The organism is Leifsonia sp. EB34, assembly GCF_041260585.1.
Classification (GTDB): domain Bacteria; phylum Actinomycetota; class Actinomycetes; order Actinomycetales; family Microbacteriaceae; genus Leifsonia.
On sequence record NZ_JBGCCV010000001.1, the window covers coordinates 1058608 to 1077019 of the forward strand.

General features: G+C 65.9%; 19 protein-coding genes and 1 tRNA gene. 9 read left to right on the top strand and 11 right to left on the bottom strand.

Going from position 1 to position 18412, the window contains the following annotated elements; all coding sequences use genetic code 11:
* Window positions 1-19: 19 nt before the first annotated feature.
* The 4 genes from ABIA36_RS04970 to ABIA36_RS04985 form a co-directional block, all read right to left on the bottom strand.
* Window positions 20-1018: a glycosyl hydrolase family 32 gene (locus tag ABIA36_RS04970; protein WP_369961167.1), complete on the bottom strand. Its 999-nt coding sequence runs from the start codon at window positions 1016-1018 to the stop codon at window positions 20-22.
* A gap of 2 nt (window positions 1019-1020) precedes the next feature.
* A complete protein-coding gene (locus ABIA36_RS04975) occupies window positions 1021-1947 on the bottom strand; it encodes a carbohydrate ABC transporter permease (RefSeq protein ID WP_369961168.1) in 927 nt (308 codons plus the stop codon).
* The gene (locus ABIA36_RS04980) at window positions 1944-2903 is read right to left on the bottom strand and encodes a carbohydrate ABC transporter permease (RefSeq protein WP_369961169.1); all 960 of its coding nucleotides are present in this window, start codon (window positions 2901-2903) and stop codon (window positions 1944-1946) included. The genes ABIA36_RS04975 and ABIA36_RS04980 overlap by 4 nt, the downstream gene beginning before the upstream one ends.
* 63 nt (window positions 2904-2966) lie before the next feature.
* Complete coding sequence (locus ABIA36_RS04985; RefSeq protein ID WP_369961170.1) at window positions 2967-4259, bottom strand: sugar ABC transporter substrate-binding protein; 1293 nt, start codon at window positions 4257-4259, stop codon at window positions 2967-2969.
* 181 nt (window positions 4260-4440) lie between these two features.
* Between ABIA36_RS04985 and ABIA36_RS04990 the strand changes: the two genes are divergently transcribed.
* A complete protein-coding gene (locus tag ABIA36_RS04990) occupies window positions 4441-5460 on the top strand; it encodes a LacI family DNA-binding transcriptional regulator (protein ID WP_369961171.1) in 1020 nt (339 codons plus the stop codon).
* Window positions 5461-5496: 36 nt separating this feature from the next.
* Here the strand turns inward: ABIA36_RS04990 and ABIA36_RS04995 are convergent, their stop codons facing one another.
* Window positions 5497-6483: a DMT family transporter gene (locus ABIA36_RS04995; RefSeq protein ID WP_369961172.1), complete on the bottom strand. Its 987-nt coding sequence runs from the start codon at window positions 6481-6483 to the stop codon at window positions 5497-5499.
* Between the two features lie 73 nt (window positions 6484-6556).
* On the bottom strand, window positions 6557-7390 hold the full coding sequence (locus ABIA36_RS05000; RefSeq protein WP_369961173.1) for an SDR family NAD(P)-dependent oxidoreductase: 834 nt from the start codon (window positions 7388-7390) through the stop codon (window positions 6557-6559).
* 310 nt (window positions 7391-7700) lie between these two features.
* On the opposite strand from ABIA36_RS05000, the gene ppk2 reads away from it, so the two are divergent.
* The 3 genes from ppk2 to ABIA36_RS05015 are packed head-to-tail and all read left to right on the top strand — an operon-like array spanning window position 7701 to window position 10037.
* Window positions 7701-8531, top strand: coding sequence for a polyphosphate kinase 2 (gene ppk2 / locus ABIA36_RS05005; RefSeq protein ID WP_369961174.1), 831 nt, complete (start codon window positions 7701-7703; stop codon window positions 8529-8531).
* Entirely contained in the window at window positions 8515-9270 is a 756-nt protein-coding gene (locus ABIA36_RS05010; protein ID WP_369961175.1) for a phosphatase PAP2 family protein, read from the top strand. Before ppk2 ends, ABIA36_RS05010 begins: the two co-directional genes overlap by 17 nt.
* Entirely contained in the window at window positions 9267-10037 is a 771-nt protein-coding gene (locus ABIA36_RS05015) for a phosphatase PAP2 family protein (RefSeq protein WP_369961176.1), read from the top strand. Before ABIA36_RS05010 ends, ABIA36_RS05015 begins: the two co-directional genes overlap by 4 nt.
* Window positions 10038-10105: 68 nt before the next feature.
* On the opposite strand, the gene ABIA36_RS05020 is transcribed toward ABIA36_RS05015, so the two are convergent.
* The 3 genes from ABIA36_RS05020 to ABIA36_RS05030 all read right to left on the bottom strand — a co-directional run bounded on the left by ABIA36_RS05020 (window position 10106) and on the right by ABIA36_RS05030 (window position 12792).
* Window positions 10106-10181, bottom strand: a tRNA-Met gene (locus ABIA36_RS05020).
* A gap of 932 nt (window positions 10182-11113) precedes the next feature.
* Window positions 11114-11998: an alpha/beta hydrolase fold domain-containing protein gene (locus tag ABIA36_RS05025; RefSeq protein ID WP_369961177.1), complete on the bottom strand. Its 885-nt coding sequence runs from the start codon at window positions 11996-11998 to the stop codon at window positions 11114-11116.
* 23 nt (window positions 11999-12021) lie between these two features.
* Window positions 12022-12792 carry a DUF4386 domain-containing protein gene (locus tag ABIA36_RS05030; RefSeq protein ID WP_369961178.1) on the bottom strand — a complete coding sequence of 257 codons (771 nt, stop codon included), beginning with the start codon at window positions 12790-12792 and terminating at the stop codon, window positions 12022-12024.
* 124 nt (window positions 12793-12916) lie between these two features.
* Here ABIA36_RS05030 and ABIA36_RS05035 point away from each other — a divergent pair, with 124 nt between their 5' ends.
* Window positions 12917-13621 (top strand): TetR/AcrR family transcriptional regulator C-terminal domain-containing protein, encoded by a 705-nt coding sequence (locus tag ABIA36_RS05035; protein ID WP_369961179.1) that lies wholly within the window; start codon window positions 12917-12919, stop codon window positions 13619-13621.
* On the opposite strand, the gene ABIA36_RS05040 is transcribed toward ABIA36_RS05035, so the two are convergent.
* Window positions 13618-14718: a fatty acid desaturase gene (locus ABIA36_RS05040; RefSeq protein ID WP_369961180.1), complete on the bottom strand. Its 1101-nt coding sequence runs from the start codon at window positions 14716-14718 to the stop codon at window positions 13618-13620. The two genes, ABIA36_RS05035 and ABIA36_RS05040, sit on opposite strands and share 4 nt — an antisense overlap.
* A gap of 144 nt (window positions 14719-14862) precedes the next feature.
* On the opposite strand from ABIA36_RS05040, the gene ABIA36_RS05045 reads away from it, so the two are divergent.
* The 3 genes from ABIA36_RS05045 to ABIA36_RS05055 all read left to right on the top strand — a co-directional run bounded on the left by ABIA36_RS05045 (window position 14863) and on the right by ABIA36_RS05055 (window position 16647).
* Window positions 14863-15030, top strand: a complete 168-nt coding sequence (locus tag ABIA36_RS05045; RefSeq protein WP_369961181.1) for a hypothetical protein — start codon at window positions 14863-14865, stop codon at window positions 15028-15030.
* Between the two features lie 159 nt (window positions 15031-15189).
* On the top strand, window positions 15190-15897 hold the full coding sequence (locus ABIA36_RS05050) for a GAF and ANTAR domain-containing protein (protein WP_369961182.1): 708 nt from the start codon (window positions 15190-15192) through the stop codon (window positions 15895-15897).
* 9 nt (window positions 15898-15906) lie between these two features.
* A complete protein-coding gene (locus ABIA36_RS05055; protein WP_369961183.1) occupies window positions 15907-16647 on the top strand; it encodes an ANTAR domain-containing protein in 741 nt (246 codons plus the stop codon).
* Window positions 16648-16753: 106 nt separating this feature from the next.
* Here the strand turns inward: ABIA36_RS05055 and ABIA36_RS05060 are convergent, their stop codons facing one another.
* The gene (locus tag ABIA36_RS05060; protein ID WP_369961184.1) at window positions 16754-17296 is read right to left on the bottom strand and encodes a hypothetical protein; all 543 of its coding nucleotides are present in this window, start codon (window positions 17294-17296) and stop codon (window positions 16754-16756) included.
* A gap of 749 nt (window positions 17297-18045) precedes the next feature.
* Here ABIA36_RS05060 and ABIA36_RS05065 point away from each other — a divergent pair.
* On the top strand, window positions 18046-18264 hold the full coding sequence (locus ABIA36_RS05065) for a hypothetical protein (protein ID WP_369961185.1): 219 nt from the start codon (window positions 18046-18048) through the stop codon (window positions 18262-18264).
* Window positions 18265-18412 lie beyond the last annotated feature (148 nt).

Here is an 18412-nt window from a genome sequence, read left to right on the forward strand (position 1 = left end):
CCACGGCGCACGGGCACTCTCAGCCCCGGCCGGAGGCGGCGACCGGTACGGTCCGCCCCGAGTGGTCGGACGCGTCGCCGAGCACCACGACGCCGTCGCGCACCGAGACCGGACGTGGGTCGGTGATGCCGCCGACGAACGAGCCGTCCGGGCCGGTGTTCTCGAACGCCAGGAACATCGCCGCCCCCGAGACCCGGTCGTGGATGACCCGGCCGACGTACAGATCGTGGTCGGTGAGCTGCTGAGCGCGCGTCGGGTCCCAGCGGCCGTCGGCGTCGGCGATGATCGCCCAGGTGCCGCCGGTCGTCCCCGTCTGCCGGAGCGCGTCCGCGAGGTCGGGGGCCAGGCACGAGAACAAGAGAACATTCTCCCCGTCGATCTCGGCGGTGTTGAGCACCTCGAGCTGGCCGAACCCGCTCCCCGGCGCGCTCAACGGAGGCTGCAGCTCCCAGGTCTCGAGGTCGTCGGAGAGCGCGGTCGCGATGACACCACGGTCGTCGGGGCGGCCGTGGTTGGCGCGGGCCGTGATGAGCATGCGCCAGCGGCCGATGCTCTCGTCTCGGTACACCCACGGGTCGCGGAACGCTTCGTCGTGCCAGTGCCCGTCGGCGAGCCGTTCGTACCAGCGTGAGTCGGCGGTGAGGATCGGGTTGCTGTCGCTCTTGGTCCAGTCGTAGAGGTCGGTGGACGTCGCCATCCCGATGCTCTGCACGTTCCCGTCCGCGGTCAGCACCGTGCCGGTGTAGAACATGCGCCAGAGCCCGTCGTCGCCGCGGACGACGCTGCCCGTCCAGGTGGCCAGGTCGTCGAAGGCCGGGGCGTCGCTGCGAACGAGGGCGTCCACGACGCGGGTCCAGTTCTCGAGGTCGTCGGAGACGGCATGGCCGATGGAGGCGCGGTAGTGGCGGGCGTCGGGGTCCTTGAGGGCCTTCGACGCGTAGAGGAAGAAGAGGTGGTACTTCTCTCCGTCGTCGGCGAGCCAGAAGTCCCAGACCCAGCTGTCGGGGAGTGCGAACATGATCAGCCTTTCAAGCCCTGGGAGGCGATGGAGTTGACGAACGAGCGCTGGAACGCGATGAAGAGGGCCAGCACGGGGACGGTGATGATGGTGGCGTAGGCCATGATCTGGCCCCATGAGGTGTTGAGCTGTTTGAAGTAGTCGATGCCGACCATCGCCGGGCGCACCGCCTCGCTCTGGGTGACCATGAGCGGCCACAGGTACTGGTTCCACGCCGGGAGGAAGGTCAGGATCGCGACGGTGGCGATCGCGGGGCCCGCGAGCGGCATGATGATGCTGCGGTAGATGCGGAACCAGCCGGCGCCGTCGACTCGCGCCGCCTCGTCCAGCTCCTTCGGGATGGAGTCGAAGTACTGGTAGAAGAGGAAGATCGAGAACGCGTTGGCGATGAACGGCACGATCTGCACGGTGTACGTGTCGAGCCAGCCCTGCACGATCTGGGCGCCGTCGAAGTACGGAAGCTGGTTGACCTCCCACAGCAGCGGCAGCGCCATCACCTCGAACGGCACGATCAGCGTAGCCAGGATGACGCCGAGCGCGACCTTACCGCCCGGGATGCGCATGCGCGAGAGCGAGAACGCCGCCAGCGAGTTCACCACCAGCCCCAGCCCGACGGTCAGCACCGAGATCAGGATCGAGTTGAACAGGAACTGCGCGAACGGCACGCGGTCGAACACGCCTGTGTAGTTGGCAAGGCTGATGTTCCCGACGGGGAGGAACGCCTGGATGCCGTCGAGGTCGCCGAAGATCTGCGCGTCCGGTTTGAAGCTGGAGACGATCATGAAGACCAGCGGCAGCCCGAACACCAGGGCGAGCGCGATCTTGAGGACGAGCATCAGGGTGCGTCGCCAGACGCTTCGCCGCCGCCGGGTCGGTTCGAGGGTGTGCGGCGTCTGGGCGTCCGCGACGTCGCGGATGGTGTCGGTCATCGCCTGGCCTCCTTGTCACGAGTGAGGAATCGCTGGATGAGGGTGACGACCAGCACGAGCACGAAAAAGACCAGCGAGATCGCCGACGCATAGCCGGTCTGCTGCTGCTGGAATCCGCTGCGCACCGCCTGGAAGACCAGCGTCGTCGTGGAATTGAGCGGCCCTCCCTGGGTCATGATCTGCACCTGCGAGAACAGCCCGAACGCCGCGATCGTGATCGTGATCAAGATGAAGGTGCGCGTCGCGCGGAGGCCTGGCCAGGTGACGTGGGCGAACTGCTGCCACCGCGAGGCTCCGTCCAGCGACGCGGCCTCGTAGAGCTCGGCGGGGATGGTCTGGAGGCCGGCGAGCCAGATGATCATGTGGAAGCCCATCGCCTGCCAGGCCGACATCAGGATGATCGCGAGCAGCGCCCAGTGCGGGTCGCCGAGCCAGTCGGGGCCCTGGATGCCGACCTTCGACAGCAGCACGTTGATGAGGCCGTCCTTCTGGTACAGGAACAGCCAGAGCATCGAGATCACCACGATCGAGGTGACCACGGGGAGGAAGTAGACGGTGCGGAAGAAGGTGGTGCCGCGTGTCCTCGAGTTGACCAGCAGGGCGAGAACGAGGGCGAGCGTCGACTGCAGCGGAACGATCACCACGGTGAAGATGATCGTGTTCCGCAGCGACGCCCAGAACGTGTCGTCGGTGAACAGGGCGACGAAGTTGTCCAGGCCGACGAAGTGCGCCGGTTCCGGCGAGATCAGCCGGGCGTTGGTGAAGGCGAGCCCGAAGGTCAGGCCGATCGGGACCAGCAGGAAGGTGACGATCAGGGCGGCGGCCGGGGCGAGCATGACCCACCCGACGACCGCTTCTTTCTTTCCTCGTGCCGTGGCCGGCTTCGACCGGCCCGGGTGCGGTACTGCTGAGGCGGCGCGCTCGGCGGGCGCGGCCGGCTCGGTGATGGTGCTCATGGTGACGTCCTTGTCCGTCAGCCCGACCGGCCCGGGAGGTGCCTCCCGGACCGGCCCTGCCGGCTACTTGAAGTAGTTGTTCGACTTCTGGTTGGCGTCGATGTCCTTGACCGCCTGGTCGAGGGTCGACTTCGGGTCGGCGCCGTTCAGGATGTCCTGCGCCGCCTTGGTGAACGTTGTCGCGATGAACGGGTAGCCCGGGGTCACCGGACGGACCTCGGCGAACTTCTTCGAGAAGTCGCGGAAGATCGCGTTCTCGCCGCCCGGCTGGTAGCCAGGGACCTGCGCTGCCGCGCCGTCGGTCGCGGGGATGGTGCCCGTGGCCTTGGCGACCTGGGCCACGTACCTGTCGGCGGCCGCGAACTTCATGTACGCCAGCGCGCCCGCGGTGTTGCCGCAGGTCTTGGAGACGCCCCACTGCCAGGAGGCGCCGCCGATCTTCGGACCCTTCCCGAGGTCGACCGACGGGAGGAAGACCGCGTCGTCCTTCAGCGCCGTCCGCACCTGGTCGGCCGCCCAGCCGCCGTCGTAGAGGATGCCGGTCTTGCCGTTGAGGAAGTCCGCCACCGGGTCGGCGCCCGACTTCGCGGAGATGTCGTTGCTGGTGACCAGCCCACGGAACCACTTCGCCCAGTCGACGGCCTTCGCCCCGTTGAGCACACCGTCGGCCGTCTTGTAGCCGTCGCGGTTGATCAGGTCGCCGCCGAAGCTCTGCAGGAACGGCGAGTACGCGTACGGCCACCACTCCCCGGTGGAGCCGGTGGAGAAGTCGGCCGGGTACTGGAACTTGCCGGACGCCTTGAGCTTGTCGAGCGCGTCCTGGAACTCGGTCTGCGTCCACGGCTTGTCCACCGTCGGGATGCGGATGCCCGCAGCGTCGAGTGTGGACTTGCGCGAGATCATCGCGAGGGCGACGTCGTAGAAGCCGTAGGAGTAGGTGGCGCCGTTGTACTTGCCGACTGTCGAGGGCAGGAACTTCGAGAGCGTGGAGTCCATCCCCGTCAGCGGAGCGAGGTAGCCGGCCCACGCCCAGTTCGGCACGTTCGGCCCGTCGATGTCCATGATGCAGGGCAGCTTCTTGGAGGCCGCCGCCGCCGTGACCGACTGGTTGTACGAGTCCTGCGGGAATGCCTGCACCTTGACCGTGTACTTCGACTGCGACTTGTTGAAGTCGGTGACGATCGACTGGATGGCGCCCAGCTCGGCCTTGTTGCCGGCGTTGTGGGTCCACATCACGATCTGGCCGCCGGATGTCCCGGCTCCGGCGCCGCCCGTGGCGCAGCCGGTCAGTGCGAGCGTCGCGGTGGCCGCGACGACGGCCGTGGCGACGAGCGCCCGGCGGGTTGTCTTCCTCACGATGGTGATCCTCCATTGGATGTGTGATCGTCGGACCTGCGGGTGCGGGTCTGGGTGCTGAATGCGTTTAGCAATGTGCTGAATGCGTTTAGCAAGGTCGAAAATAGCAATAGGATGAGGTTTGCGCAAGCGTTGGGGGAATCTCCTGCTTGAATGATCCGCAGAGCAAAGGGGGCGCCGGATGTCTGACAGGGTGACGATCGCTGACGTCGCGGCGAAGGCGGGCCTGTCCAAGACGGCCGTCAGCCTCATCCTCAACGACCGACCGGGCACCCGCCTCTCCCCCGAGACGGCCGAGCGCGTGCGACGGATCGCCGAAGAGCTCAACTACCGGCCGAACCCCGCCGCCCGCACCCTCCGGTTCGGCAAGGCGCCGGTCGTCGGCTTCGTCTCCGACGACGTCACGCTCACCCGTTACGCGTCCGCGATGATCCGGGGCCTCCTCGACGTCGCCGAGGACCACGAGCACACCGTCCTGATCGCCGAGACGGGCCACCACCCCGAGCGACTCGGCGGGGTGCTCGACGCCATGGTGGACAGTCGGGCGGCAGGGCTGGTGTTCGGCTCGATGGCCGCCCGCCAGGTCGCCCTCCCCGCGCTCCCCGCCGACGTGCCGGTCGTGATGCTCAACGCCACCACGACCACGGACTACCCGGTCGTCCTCCCCGACGAGCGGGCCGCCGGAGCCGCCATGACGCAGCTCCTCGTGGACGCCGGCCACCGCCGCATCGCCCTCATCGGCCGCATCGCCCCCGAGATCCTCCCGGTCGAGGAGTCGGTCACCATCCTCGACCGCTTCGCCGGCATCGACGCGGTGCTCGCAGAACACGGCATCACGCTGGTCGCCGACCTGCACGCCCGGCACTGGGAGCCGCAGACCGGCTACCGGATGGCTCGGGAGCTCCTGGACAGCGGTGTGGACTTCACCGGTCTGATCTGCCTGAACGACAACGTCGCGTTCGGCGTCTACCAGGCGTTCCAGGAGGCCGGCGTCCGCATCCCGGACGACGTCTCCATCGTCTCCTTCGACGACGACGTCCTCGCCTCGATCCTCCGGCCGGCGCTGTCGACCGCCCGCATCCCGTACGAGCAGATGGGACGCACCGCGATGGAGCTGGCGCTCGCGGGCGACCGTTCGCCGGTGCGGCACCTCATCCCGATGCCCGTTGTCGAGAGGGAGTCTGTTCGCGTGGTCGAATAAGAAAACGCCGGCTGACGGCCGTCTTGCCATCCGGTTCTACGCGGACGCGACCGGGTGCTCGTTCGGGGGCTCGGGAGTCACCTTCTTCGACTCGGCGTCGTCGGGATGCAACCGGGCTCCGCTCCGCGACACCTGGATGACGCCGACGATGGCGAGCACCCCGGCGACCGCGAACACGAAGCCGGCCCACAGCGGTGCGTGCGCCGCCTCCCCGAGAACCACGACGCCGATCGTCACCCCGACGATCGGGTCGATCACCGTGAGGCCGGCGACGACGACATCCGGGGACCCGGACGAGTACGCAGTCTGCACGAAGTAGGTGCCGAGGACGGCCGCCGCGAGCAGCCCGACCAGACAGACGAGGGTGAGCCAGTCGCCCGGCACCAGCTGGAAGTGCGCACGGAAGATGGTCTGGATGCGTCCGATCAGCACCTTTGCCAGTGTTGCCACGAACCCGAACAGCACCCCGGCGGCGACCACGTAGAAGATCCGGGTGAGACGCTTGCGCAGCAGCCCGAAGCAGACGCCCAGCACGAGCAGTACTGCGGCGAGGATGACCACCACGGCGATCAACTGCGCCTCCTGGATCGGCGGGGTGGTCGTCGTCAGCGCGGCGACCGCGACGAACAGGCCGACTCCGACGACGCAGAGCGCCATCGCGCGAATCGCGCGACCGTCCAGCTTCACCTTGGTGACGCGCGCGTTCAGGATGGCCGTGATGACCAGCGCCAGCGCGCCCAGCGGCTGGACGACCGTCAGCGGCGCGAGGAACAGGCTGAACAGCTGGAACAGGATCGCGAGGCCGAGGCACACCGTCCCCAGCAGCCACGACGGCCGCCGCGCCAGAGCGAGGAGCTGGCCGATCCCGAGCGCGCTCCGCTTGACCTCGCCGGGCTGAGCATTCACCTTCGCCACGCCACGCTGCTGCAGTTGGGCCCCGACCGCCAGGAAACCAGCCCCGATCAGCGCCACCGGGATCCCGACGGACTGGGCGGGCGTCAACGTGACGAGGCTCAGGCTCATGCGCCGAACGTACCCGCCACCGCCCCGAAGTCGAGCCGTTGACTCGACGGGCTGAGCCGCCCCGGCCGGCCGGTCAGTGCTCAGCCTGGTCGGCCCAGCCCGCATGCCCGAGCGCGGCCGCGGCAGCCTGGTCCGGCGCCAGAGCGCTGTCCCAGCGCGCCGCGTCCAGGCGGGCGCCGGTGATGTTGGCGGAGGCCTCCGAGGTCAGCCAGAGCAGCGGCTCGACCATGACTTCCGGTCGCAGCAACCGGCTGCGCACCTCCTCGGATACGCCGTCGGGGATCATTCCGGTATCCGTGGCGCCCCCAGGAAGCAGACCGTTGACGGTGACGCCGGATCCGGCCAGGTCTTGGGCCCAGATCACGGTCTCCGACTCGAGCGCGGCCTTGGATGGGCCGTATGGGGAAAAGCCGGCGCGGCGCATGGTCTCGTGGTTCATCGTGATGTTGACGATGCGGCCCCAGCGCTGGCGCACCAGGTGCGGGACGGCCGCCTTGGCCATCAGGAACGGACCGTTGACGTTGGTATCGACGATCGTCCGCCAGGTGTCGCTGTCGACCTCCCAGAACCGCGTCGGTTCGGTCAGGAAGTCCGCGCTCACGTATTTCATGCCGCGACCGGCGTTGTTGACCAGGATGTGAAGGCCGCCGAAGGCAGCGATGGCGTCATCGACCAGGCGCCGGCAATCGGCTTCCTGGGTCACGTCCGCCTGCAGCGCCAGCACCCGGTGCGCACCGAGCATCGCGTTGATGTCTTCGGCGACTGCGCCGATCTCCTCCGGCTGCCGCGCGGCCGAGATGACGACGCTGGCGCCGGCACGGGCCAGGCCGAGTGCCATCGCATGCCCCAGTCCGCGTCCGCCGCCGGTGACGATGGCGACCTTGCCCTCCAACGCTGCCGTTTCCATTCCTGCCCTCTCGAATGCACTGTCACCCCTCGCGTGCGCGTCGGGCGGCGGGACCGCCCGGCGTGCGGGACATTCCGCGACCGTCGCGGGGCGAGGACGCGCGGCTGCGTTCGGGGATTCAACCGCCCGGCACACTTCAGGCTACCCGGCGCCGGCGATGCGCTCGGTTCGCGCGTAGAAGAAGAGCGTGCCCGCGCCGATGTGGCTCTGCGTTTATTCCGCGTAGCACGATCAACGGCGAGTTCAACCCCGCGGCACTGGCTTCGCCTTCGCCGTATGCTCGCTCGACCATGCGAAGCGAAGGCGGCAGATGAGCACTCCGAAGAAGAAACCCACATCGAAGGGGGACCGACCGAGCAAGGCTGCGTACGAAGCGGAGCTGGAGCAGCTTCAGGTCGAGCTGGTCGCCATGCAGCAGTGGGTCGTCGCGACCGGCGCCCGGGTCCTCGTCATCTTCGAAGGCCGGGATGCCGCGGGCAAGGGCGGCGCGATCAAGCGGATCATCCAGTACCTCAATCCGCGGTCCGCCCGGGTCGTCGCGCTGGGCGTCCCCACCGAGCGCGAGAAGAGCCAGTGGTACTTCCAGCGCTACATCGAGCGGCTCCCCGCGGCGGGCGAGATCGTGCTGATGGACCGGTCCTGGTACAACCGCGCCGGTGTCGAGCATGTGCTCGGCTACTGCACGCCCGACCAGTACGACCTGTTCCTCCGGCAGGCTCCCGCGCTCGAGCGGTTGCTCGTCGAGGACGGCCTGATGCTCTTCAAGTACTGGTTCTCGGTCTCCGACGACGAGCAGCAGAAGCGGTTCGAGAAGCGGCTCAAGGACCCGATTCGCCGCTGGAAGCTCTCCGAGACGGACCTCCACTCGATCACGCACTGGGAGGAGTATTCGCAGGCCAAGGACGACATGTTCAAGGCGACCGACATCCCCGAGGCGCCCTGGTGGACGGTGGAGAGCGACGACAAGAAGTCGGCTCGCCTCAACGTCATCAGCCACCTCCTCTCGCAGATCCCCTACGAGACGATCGAGCCGAAGAAGCTGAAACTCCCCAAACGACCGGAGTCCGACGACTACGTGCGGCCGCTGCGGGAACTGTACAAGTACGTGCCGGATCGAGCCTCCGATGACCTCAGCGCTTAGCGACGGACGCGCGGGGACGCGTCGACGGTGGCATGAGAAGTTCCTCGTCGAGGAGCGGGTCGTGTCGGCCTCCTCCCGGCGGAACCTGTACATCGTCTCGGCCGTGCTCGTGGTGGTCGGGCTGGTCTGCTTCCTCGGCGTGCTGGACTCGGTCCGCGAGAGCGACGGGCTGTCGGCGATCGACCGCCCGATCCAGGCCTGGCTGGAGGGCATGCGGTCGCCGACGCTGACCGTGGTGATGGCGATCGTCGCCACGGTCTTCGGCCCGGTCGTCCTGCCGATCGTCGTCCTCATCACGGTGGTGTGGTGGGGGATCGCGGCACGACACGCGTGGCGACCGCTCCTGCTCGCCGTGAGCATGGCCGTCGGCGTCGCCACCGTCCAGATCCTTGCTCCGACCATCGGTCGCCATAGGCCGCCCGTCAGCGCCATGCTGATCGGTGTGGACCACACGTCGTCGTTCCCGTCCGGGCATGTGATGGGCGCCGCCGACTTCCTCCTGATCACGACCTACCTGATCTTCTCGCGTCGCCGCACCCCGGTGTACGCGGTCATCGCGCTCGTCGTCGCGTTCGCCCTAGCGGTCGCGACGGCGACCTGCCGGGTCTACCTCGGGTACCACTGGCCGACCGATGTGCTCGCCTCGATGTCGCTCTCGCTCATTGTGATCGGCGGGGTGATCGCCGTGGACACCTGGCGGACCGTCCGGGTGCGAGCTTCCGGGCCGGAGTCGCCATGAGCACCGGCCAGCACGGGGCAGACCAGCACGGGTCGGGAAGCGGGCCGGCGAACGCGATCGAGGAGGTCGTCACCAGCGATGCCCCCGCCGAGGTCAAGATCGCGCGGTTGTGGTGGGTCGTCTCCGCGGCGGCGGCGCTCCTCTTCGTCGTCCTGCTCGCGATCGTGATCTTCTACCGGCAGGCCGACAAGCCGTTCGACTTCGAGGTCGCGTGGATGAACGCGCTCGTCACGGCGCGCGCGCCGATCTGGACGGTCCCGGCGCTCGTCCTCGATCAGGTGGGCGGAGGGATCAGTTCGATCGTCTACGTCCCGCTCGTGATCATCGGCGGCCTGCTGATCTGGCGCCGCCCCTGGGCCGCCCTGTACTACGTGATCGCCGCCGTGACGAGCGGCGTGGTCGTGACCATCATCAAGGACCTCGTCGGACGCCCGCGGCCGGCGGCGATCATCGTCCAACCGGACTTCGGCTCGTTCCCATCCGGCCACAGCGCAACGGCAGCGCTCATCGCGACGACGCTCGCGATCATCTTCCGGCGCACGTGGGTCTGGGTGACGGGCCTGATCTACACCCTGCTGATGATGCTCAGCCGCACCTATCTCGGCGCTCACTGGCTCCTGGACACTGTCGGGGGCATGCTCGTCGGGGTGGGGGTCGGGGTCATCCTCTGGGCGCCCTTCGCCATGCGGCTCTACCGCGAGCGCCGCCGCCCCCACCCACCCATCTGGATCAAGGCGGACCGGCATCCGGCGAATTCGGAGACGTGATCACGTCCTCCGACAACGCGAAACGGCGGCTGTTCAACAGCCGCCGTTTCCAATGCTTTCACGCTATGTAGCGAGGGCGGGACTCGAACCCGCGACACCACGATTATGAGCCGTGTGCTCGTATGGGTGCTTTGTAGAGCCGCGACCATAAGTCAACTTCCGCGAAAAATCAACGATCTCGGATTGCTAGAGCGCCCACGCGTCACAGTGAAATGAACTCAAGTGTGTCCAAATTGTGTCCACGCGAAATACGGGGTCGGCCGGTTGGTCCGCGATCCAGGAGCACCACCCCAACTTGCGCCCTACGATCGACAGCGCCGTCGGGGCGGCGCGGATCATGCCCAACGGCCCGTGATCATCGAGGCAGCCGCTGCTCGCACCTGATGATCATCATCAGGTCGACGAACGGGGAAAGGCGGCCGTGGATCATTTCATAAGATGCGTGTACAGACTGCTGTCCAGCAACACCTATTCAGCGGCTTCTGTCGCCTCGGAGGGGTCCGCCAGATAGGCGCTTCGGGCTTTCATGAGTCGGTTGGGATCGGATTCCGGCAATGCGTCCAGGACTGCCCAGAGCGCCGTCGCTCGTGCCGCCTTGCGTTCCGGGGATTCCGCCGGAAGGCTTTCGAACGCCTCGTCCACGACACGTCGCTCTCTGAGGCGATCGAACGTCTCCAGGCTTCAGGGGTCGAGACGGTGCCCTCGCGAGGACACCGTCTCCTTCACTGCAGCCTGTACCCGCAATCCATGTGACGTGGTTTCACGGCTTGACGTGATCGAGGGTTGAGGCCTGATCTCGCTTCGGTTGCCCGGGAGCTACCCGTAACCCGTACGCTACGCGTCGGCGGGCACGAATGCTAGGCGAAAGTCCCAGACGTACGACGTTCGCTCTGAGCGACGCGTACTCGAATCCATGCAAATGTATCTATTGAGGCTAGACAAGTCGTGACGCGGTTACCAATGAGTCGGCAGCAGGCGGTTGTGTTGTGCCGATTCTGATCGAACGGGCGGCACGGTACGATGCGCGTTCGCGTGTTGGAAGCTGGGCGCTCGAATCGTGGCCGTCACCGAGTGCCTCAGGCGCGGAGGGCGGCGACGATGCGGGCGCGTGCGGCGGCAGCCGGGCGGGTGGGCAGGAGCGGGAAGGCGTGGACGGCGGCGTCGCGTTCCAGGAGAGTCACCTCGACGCCAGCAGCGCGCGCCTTCGACACCAGCAGATGGGCGTCGGGGTTCAGGATCTCGTGGGTGCCGGTGAGGAGCAGTATCGGTCCAAGGCCGTCGAAGTCACCCAGGAGCGGGCTTATCTTCGGATCGGTGATCGGGAGATCGCCGGCCCAGCGCTTCGCGACGGCGCGGATACCTTCTACAGCGAGCCATGGGTCCTTCGGCAGCACGCCGCCGATGTCCGGGTTCGACAGGGTGAGATCGAGCGGCGGGGAGATCAGGACGGTGCGGATATCCGCGTGTCCTCGATCGCGGAGAGTGAGCGCCGCCGAGAGGGCGATCTGGCCGCCGGCGGAATCACCAGCCAGGCGCACCTCGTTGTGCTCGGTCTTCACGTCTTCGAACAGGTCCACGATGAACTCGTTCGTCGATACAGCGCTCCCGTATGGGAGCAGCTCATAGATCGGGACAGTCACCCTCGTGTTCGCTTCGGCGGCGACCTGCGCGATCAGTGCCCACTGATAGGGATTGATCTCGTGCACCCAGCCGCCGCCGTGCACGTAGATGACCTCTCCGGATGGCGTTGATCCGGTCGGGGCGACGGTGTAGACCGGCCTGCCGCTATGGCGTCGTACCGACACGGCGACGTCCGGGTGAAGCTTCTTCCGCGGAGAGTACGAACCCGGGCGGAGTTCCTGTTTCCGGACCTCCTCTGCCGCGCCTTCGGCGGTGAGGAAGGGCCGGTTCACGCGGATAGCGCGGAGGAACGCGGGAATGACCGCTTCGGGGAGATTCACGAAAGTGGTTTTCGAGCCGACCCTCATGCTGCTGGCTGGCTGATCGCGTCGTAGTCGGCCGTCAGCGGCGTCGGCGTGAAACCCTTGATGATCAACCAGATGCCGAGGGACAATTCGAACACGGCGACGGGAAGTGCGGCGAGAACGGCGATCGGGGACACCGGGGAGTAGGCGCCGAAGAAGGTCGCGACGTCGGAGGCGAGGAGCAGCGGTGCGCCGATGAATGCGACGATCGGCCAGACACGGGGCACCAGGTGGGACCGGTAGAGCAGGTAGCCCAGGAGCAGGTCGCATGCGACGGGCATCAGGCTCTGGGAGAGCAGGAACATCCAGGTGTAGTTCGCGAGTAGGCCGTGACCCATCGTGGCCAGCGCCGCTGGGCTCGTCCCGGCGGTGCCGGCAAGGTTGTTTCGCAGTGTCATGATCGTGAGCAGGCTCACAACGCTGACGAAGATGAGGCAGGTCTCGAGGAGCCGGGCGGCCACCAACCCGAGGGCGGCTGTTTGACTGATTCGTTTGGTCAGCGGATACAACACGATGGCGGTGCCAATGCCGGCCAGACCGACGATGACCTCAGACAGGATCCCCCACTGCACGGCGGATGCGCTTCCGGCCCCCAGGATGAAGGCGCCGACGTTGTCCTTGATCGGCGCGTACAGCGCCAGCGTGGGGATGGAGACGAATGTCAGCACATACAGGATGCCCACGGTCAGCGAGATCCGCCTCGTCGGCCGCATTCTGCCTCGTGGAATGGGAACCGTCACCGTAGGGGTGATGTCGGTATTGGCGGCCATGATGTGCTCCTTAGAAGGTGCGTTGGCGCTGCTCTGTATTCAATCTGGCTGAGGGCGGTCCCCACTTTCGTACTTTGTACGAGCCTATCGTACAATGTACGAATACGCGATAGAACGGGGCGGGATGTCAGAATCAACCGGCGGCAATGCGCCTAGGCGCGTCCCGCTCAGCCGCGATCGAGTGTTGAACGGGGCCGTCGCACTTGCGAGCGCCTCGGGCATCGGAGCGCTGACCATCCGCTCACTGGCGCAAGCACTCGGGGTCAAACCGATGTCGCTGTATCACTACGTCGCCAATAAGGACGAGCTCCTCGACGGGGTCGTCGACCTGGTTTTCAGTCAGATCGAGCTTCCATCAACGACGGGCCCCTGGCGCGACGAACTCTACGCGTGGGCGCACTCCGCACGCCGAGTGCTTGCACGTAACTCCTGGGCGATAGCCCTGCTGGAATCCCGAGCCACCCCTGGCCCAGCCACCCTTCGACACCACGACCGGATCATCGGCGTTCTGCGCGAGGCAGGCTTCCCCGTAGCCCTGACCGCGCACGCCTATGCGCTGCTGGACAGCTACATCTACGGATTCGCAATACAGGAGTCGGCCCTGCCGTTCAACCAGAGCACGGCCGCCCCCGCCGTCACAGCCATCAGCCGATCCTTCCGCGACGGCGACTACCCCTATCTCCTCGAGCTGGCCGCCGAGCACGTGCTCCAGCCAGGCTACGACTTCGGCGACGAGTTCGAATTCGGGCTCGCCCTGATCCTCGACGGCCTCGCAGCCTCGATCCCCTGGCCTGACCGCGAAAGCGCGGACAGCAGCCCTGCAGTCTAGGCCTTCGGTGGCGGCATGGGCAGCGCCGGGGTCTGACGCAACTCGAGCAGGGGGCAGCTGAATGGATCTTTGTCTGCCAACCCGACCCGATTGATGTACCCGGCCACAATGACATAGGAGCGAAACAGCCCTGTCTCGGTGTACTGCACGCCGTGGTCTTGGCAATACGCACGGATGGTCGGGGCCGCACGCCTCAGGTGCGGCCGCGGCATCGACGGGAACAAGTGATGTTCGATCTGATAGTTCAAACCACCCATGACGAAGTCCAGCAGCCGGCTACCCCGAATATTGCGGCTCATCAGCACCTGCCGGCGTAGAAAGTCGAGCTTCGCATCAGGCAATACCAGCGGCATGCCTTTGTGGTTGGGCGCGAACGACATCCCCATGTAGAAGCCGAAGAGCCCGAGCTGCACCGCTAGGAATGCTGCAGCCTTACCCGGCGACAGCACGAAGAAGATCAAGGCGAGGTAGCCGACGATTCGCACCATGAGGAACGTGATCTCCACAGGCCGCCGTTTGACCGGCTCCCGGGCGAACACCCGGCGCACGCTCGAGGCGTGCAATGACACCCCTTCCAGAAACAGGATCGGGAAGAAGAACCAGCCCTGGTGGCCGATCAGCCACCGCAGCGCCGCGGGTCGGCCTGCCGCTTGCTCAGGCGTGAACGCAATCACGGGCAGCTCGATGTCCGGGTCCACGCCCTGTTGGTTCGGGTTAGCGTGATGACGGGTGTGCTTGTGCTGCCACCAGCCGTAGCTCATCCCGACGAACAAGTCGCCCACGATCACACTCACCCAGTCATTCCATCGCCCAGAGCGGAAAATCTGCCGGTGGGCGGCGTCATGCCCCAAAAACGCGATCTGCGTGAAGAGAAATGCGAACGCGGCTGCCGTGAACATCTGCCACCAACTGTTGCCGATCAACAAGAAGGCGATGACCAACGCACTGGTAAGAAGCGGAACCAACACCAGCTTGCTCCAGTAGTACCCATAACGGCGTCGGAGCAGCCCAGAGTCTCGCACGATGGCAGCGAGTGCGGTGTACTCGCCGGAAGATGGCACAGGCGATTTCGACGGACCGACGGAGACCTCCGACATGGCAAAGCCTCATCGTTTCCTCATGGCGTCGAGGTCATGGCCGCCGGATATCCCCAGTGTACCCGCGTACGGTTCCGCACGACCCATGGGCTTCGCTGGCAATGCCCATCGCTCCGCCGCCGATTCGCGGGTACCGTAAGCCGCATGTTGACCGTTATCGTGATCCTCTTGGTTGTCTGGGCGGTCCTGGCCGTCGTCGGGTTTGCGATCAAGGGATTGCTCTGGCTGGCAATCATCGGTCTCATCCTTTTCGTCGGAACCCTGATCTTTGGCTTCGTCCGACGTAGCGCCCGCAAGAAGAAGTCCGTCTGACCCTCGCGCAGTTCCGCGGCGTAGACTGCTCTCCACAGCGTCCTGGACCCCGAAGGTTGGACCGGTAGAAACGTGCCGGTGCTGGTCAGGAGGACATCATCAACGTCGCCCGAGGTCCGGCCGTTTCGTTATGGGCTACCGATTCGTTATGGGCTGCCGATGTCTGAACGAGCCTTTACGGACGCAGCGCTCGCACTCGCGGTCGCGGCCGAAAACGGGTCCAGCCTTTGTCCCTCGTTCCTGAACGCGCTTCCGGTGACCCATGCCGCCATCTCGACGCTCGGTGCCCCTTTCGGATCCGAGACAATCTGTGCATCTGACGGCCAGGCGGCGCGGCTGGACGAACTGCAAATCGACTTTGGCGCCGGACCGTGTTGGGACGCCCTGAGGACGCGAACACCGGTCGTCGACGCCGACCTTCAGGAACCGACGGAATCAGGGTGGCCGCTGCTTCGCGGCGTCTTGCGAGATGCGGGGGTGCGCTCGCTGTACGCCTTCCCGATGGCGATCGGCGAACTGAACGTCGGCGCCGTCGACCTCTACGCCACCACGCCGGCGGCACTGAGCCCGATGCTGATCGCTCGGGCCTCCGCGCTGGCCGACCTCGCCGCCACCCATGTGCTCCGCAAGGTACTCCACCGCCTGCCGGCGGTGGACGATAACACCGACTCCGCCACGTACTCCAGGCGCGAAGTCCACCAGGCAACCGGCATGATCATCGCCCAGCTAGGCCTCAAAGCGGAAGACGCTCAAGACATCCTGAACGCACACGCGTTCGCGCTCGGCCGTTCGGTACGTGACGTGGCCGCCGATATCGTGGCCCGGCGAATCACATTCGCCCCAGACGGCACTATCGACGGCGACTAAGGTGAGCACATGAGGGCCCAGAGCAAGGCGCATCAGCTCGCCGAAGCGTTCGTCACCCTCGCCGACACCATGGTCGACGAGTACGACGTCGTGGACCTCCTGCAAACCGTTGTTGAGCTCTGTTCCTCCCTGCTGGACGCCACCGATGCCGGAATCCTGCTTCCCAATTCGACAGGCGAGCTCGAAGTCGCCGCGTCCAGCAGCGAGCGCAGCCGTCTCATCGGTCTCCTCCAGCTCGGCGAGGGGGAAGGGCCCTGCGTCGACGCGTATCGGACCGGCCTCCTTGTCACCGTCGACAACATCGCAGCCACGTACGCGCGCTGGCCCTCCTTTGCGACCGTCGCTGCCGAATCTGGGTACGCATCCATGCATGCCATCCCGCTCCGGCTGCGGAAAGAGACCATCGGCTCGCTCAACCTGTTCAGGGACCGCGTCGGCGGCTTCTCGGCAGACGACGCCGTCACCGCCCGGGCGCTGGCCGACGGGGCAACGATCGGCATCCTGCACGAACGCTCACTGCGGGAATCCAACATCGCCCGAAGCCAACTTCAGCGCGCGCTCGACAGCAGGGTCATCATCGAGCAAGCCAAAGGCGTAATCGCCCACACCCAAAACGTGGACATGGACACTGCCTTCCAATTGATCCGCGCCCACGCCCGCAACTCCCGCACCCGTCTGTCGGAAGTGGCTCGCCAAATCGTCGAGCACCCGTTCGACACCGCTGCCCAAATAAAGCCGCCGCAGTGGTGATGAACGTGAGCTGGGTAAGCAGCGCGCATGCGCTGCTGGAGACTCTGGGGTGCTAAGAATCAGCTCGTGACGCTTTGTCAGCGGCCCGCATGAACCATCCGATTGTTTATTCCCCGGTGGCGTTGTTGACATCAAACCACGGCGCGTCTGTGCCTCCTTCCGTCTTCGAGCCCAGTTCGGCTGTCGTTCCGGCGCGTGGGGCAGTGAACCTGATCGCGCCGGCGGCCAGCTCAACTAACCGAGCCCGGCCCGTCTCGCGTTCTGTTGAATCCTGCAGTTGGGCAGCACGTCGTTCTTGGTCCGCGAACGCCTGCAGTCCGATGTCGTGTAGCCGTTGAGCAATCACCTCGGCAAGGCCGGATGCCAGTTCGGCGAGGTTGGTGTTGGAGATCTCCAGGCGCCGGTCAGAGACGGTGACTGCTACCGTGCGATATCCGGTACGCGTGAGCAAGTCGCGCGTCTCCGGCCCGAGAATGGCGACGATTTCCGGCGGCGTCGGGCGTCGGGTGAACACGGCGGAAACTGTGTAGCGCTCTGGAGCGTCCGGAGTTAGCAAGGTGGACGGTAGCGCATCGGCGAGTACTGCGCCAAGCGCAAGTTCCCCGATGTTCGGCGAAGCATGAGAAGCTGAAACTGTTTGTGCATTCATAATCAGACGTTACGCTCCAACCCTGTGCCAACTCCCAGCCTCCGTGATCCGAGAGCCCGCCCTCCGGGACGGACGGCAAGCCGCATCGATGCACTCATTCAGCACTAGTGCCGCCGCCGCGGCAATGAGAGCATGAAGGTAATCGCCCTAGACCCTGGTGATGAGTCCCCGAATCGTTCGGCGCGTCGCTTAGGCCTAGCCCGGATGGTCGACGCTTCGGGTACGTTCACCATCCGGGCTTGGGCGAGGATGTGCAAACAACATGTTCAACTCGCACACGACGGCACGTTCATAGTTGGATCCCGCCGAGCAGGGGCCCGGTGACCCGAACGCCAGGCCCCATTCCACACACATTCCCCGAAGGCGTAGCCTTACAGTGTCAGACCTATCCGCCTGACGTACGGTGACTCCCAGATCCCGAGGTCGTCGCACCTACTGCCCTACGAATACGTGGGTCGTGGAAGGGTTGCCGTCATGTCAGATCCGCGAATTCCCGGAGATACGGCCGAGGAGGCCGAACGTCGAACCGAACGAGCGTGGGCCTCGCTGAAGTCCACTCGCAAGGACGACCCGGACAGAATTTCGAAGGCGCGAGACGCTTATCTGCTGGACAGCTCCGACGACGAACCGTCGTAGCATTCCGAACTTCTGGGCAGTTGCCAACTTCATTTTTGAGGCGGGGTTACAGGATACGAAGCGTAGCCTAGGACACAAGTGGCCCACTAGAGAGCCAGGAAAGAGGTGGCGAAATGGCCACCACAGATAATCCCCACGACGACGCCGTCAGCAGTGCGGGAGCGGACACCGACGGTGGACACGCCGAACGCGAGCCGGACCCGGAAAGCGATGCCCGCGACCAGCGATGGGTGGACGCTGCTGCTGTGCATTGGCACGCAAGTACCTACACGCCCGAAACGCAACATCGCGCAGATATCGAACACGACAACAAGTCCAACACAGCCGTCTGAATCATGCGGCGCCCGTCAACGGCCGCTTGATCCGCCTTACGTCCTCCCGGGTTCATTCTCCCGTCGGCGGGCCAGCCCCGGCCAGAGAGGCCCACTCCTCCCTCCGATGGCTCGCGTTACTAACCTTGCCCGAGCCCATGGCAGCGCA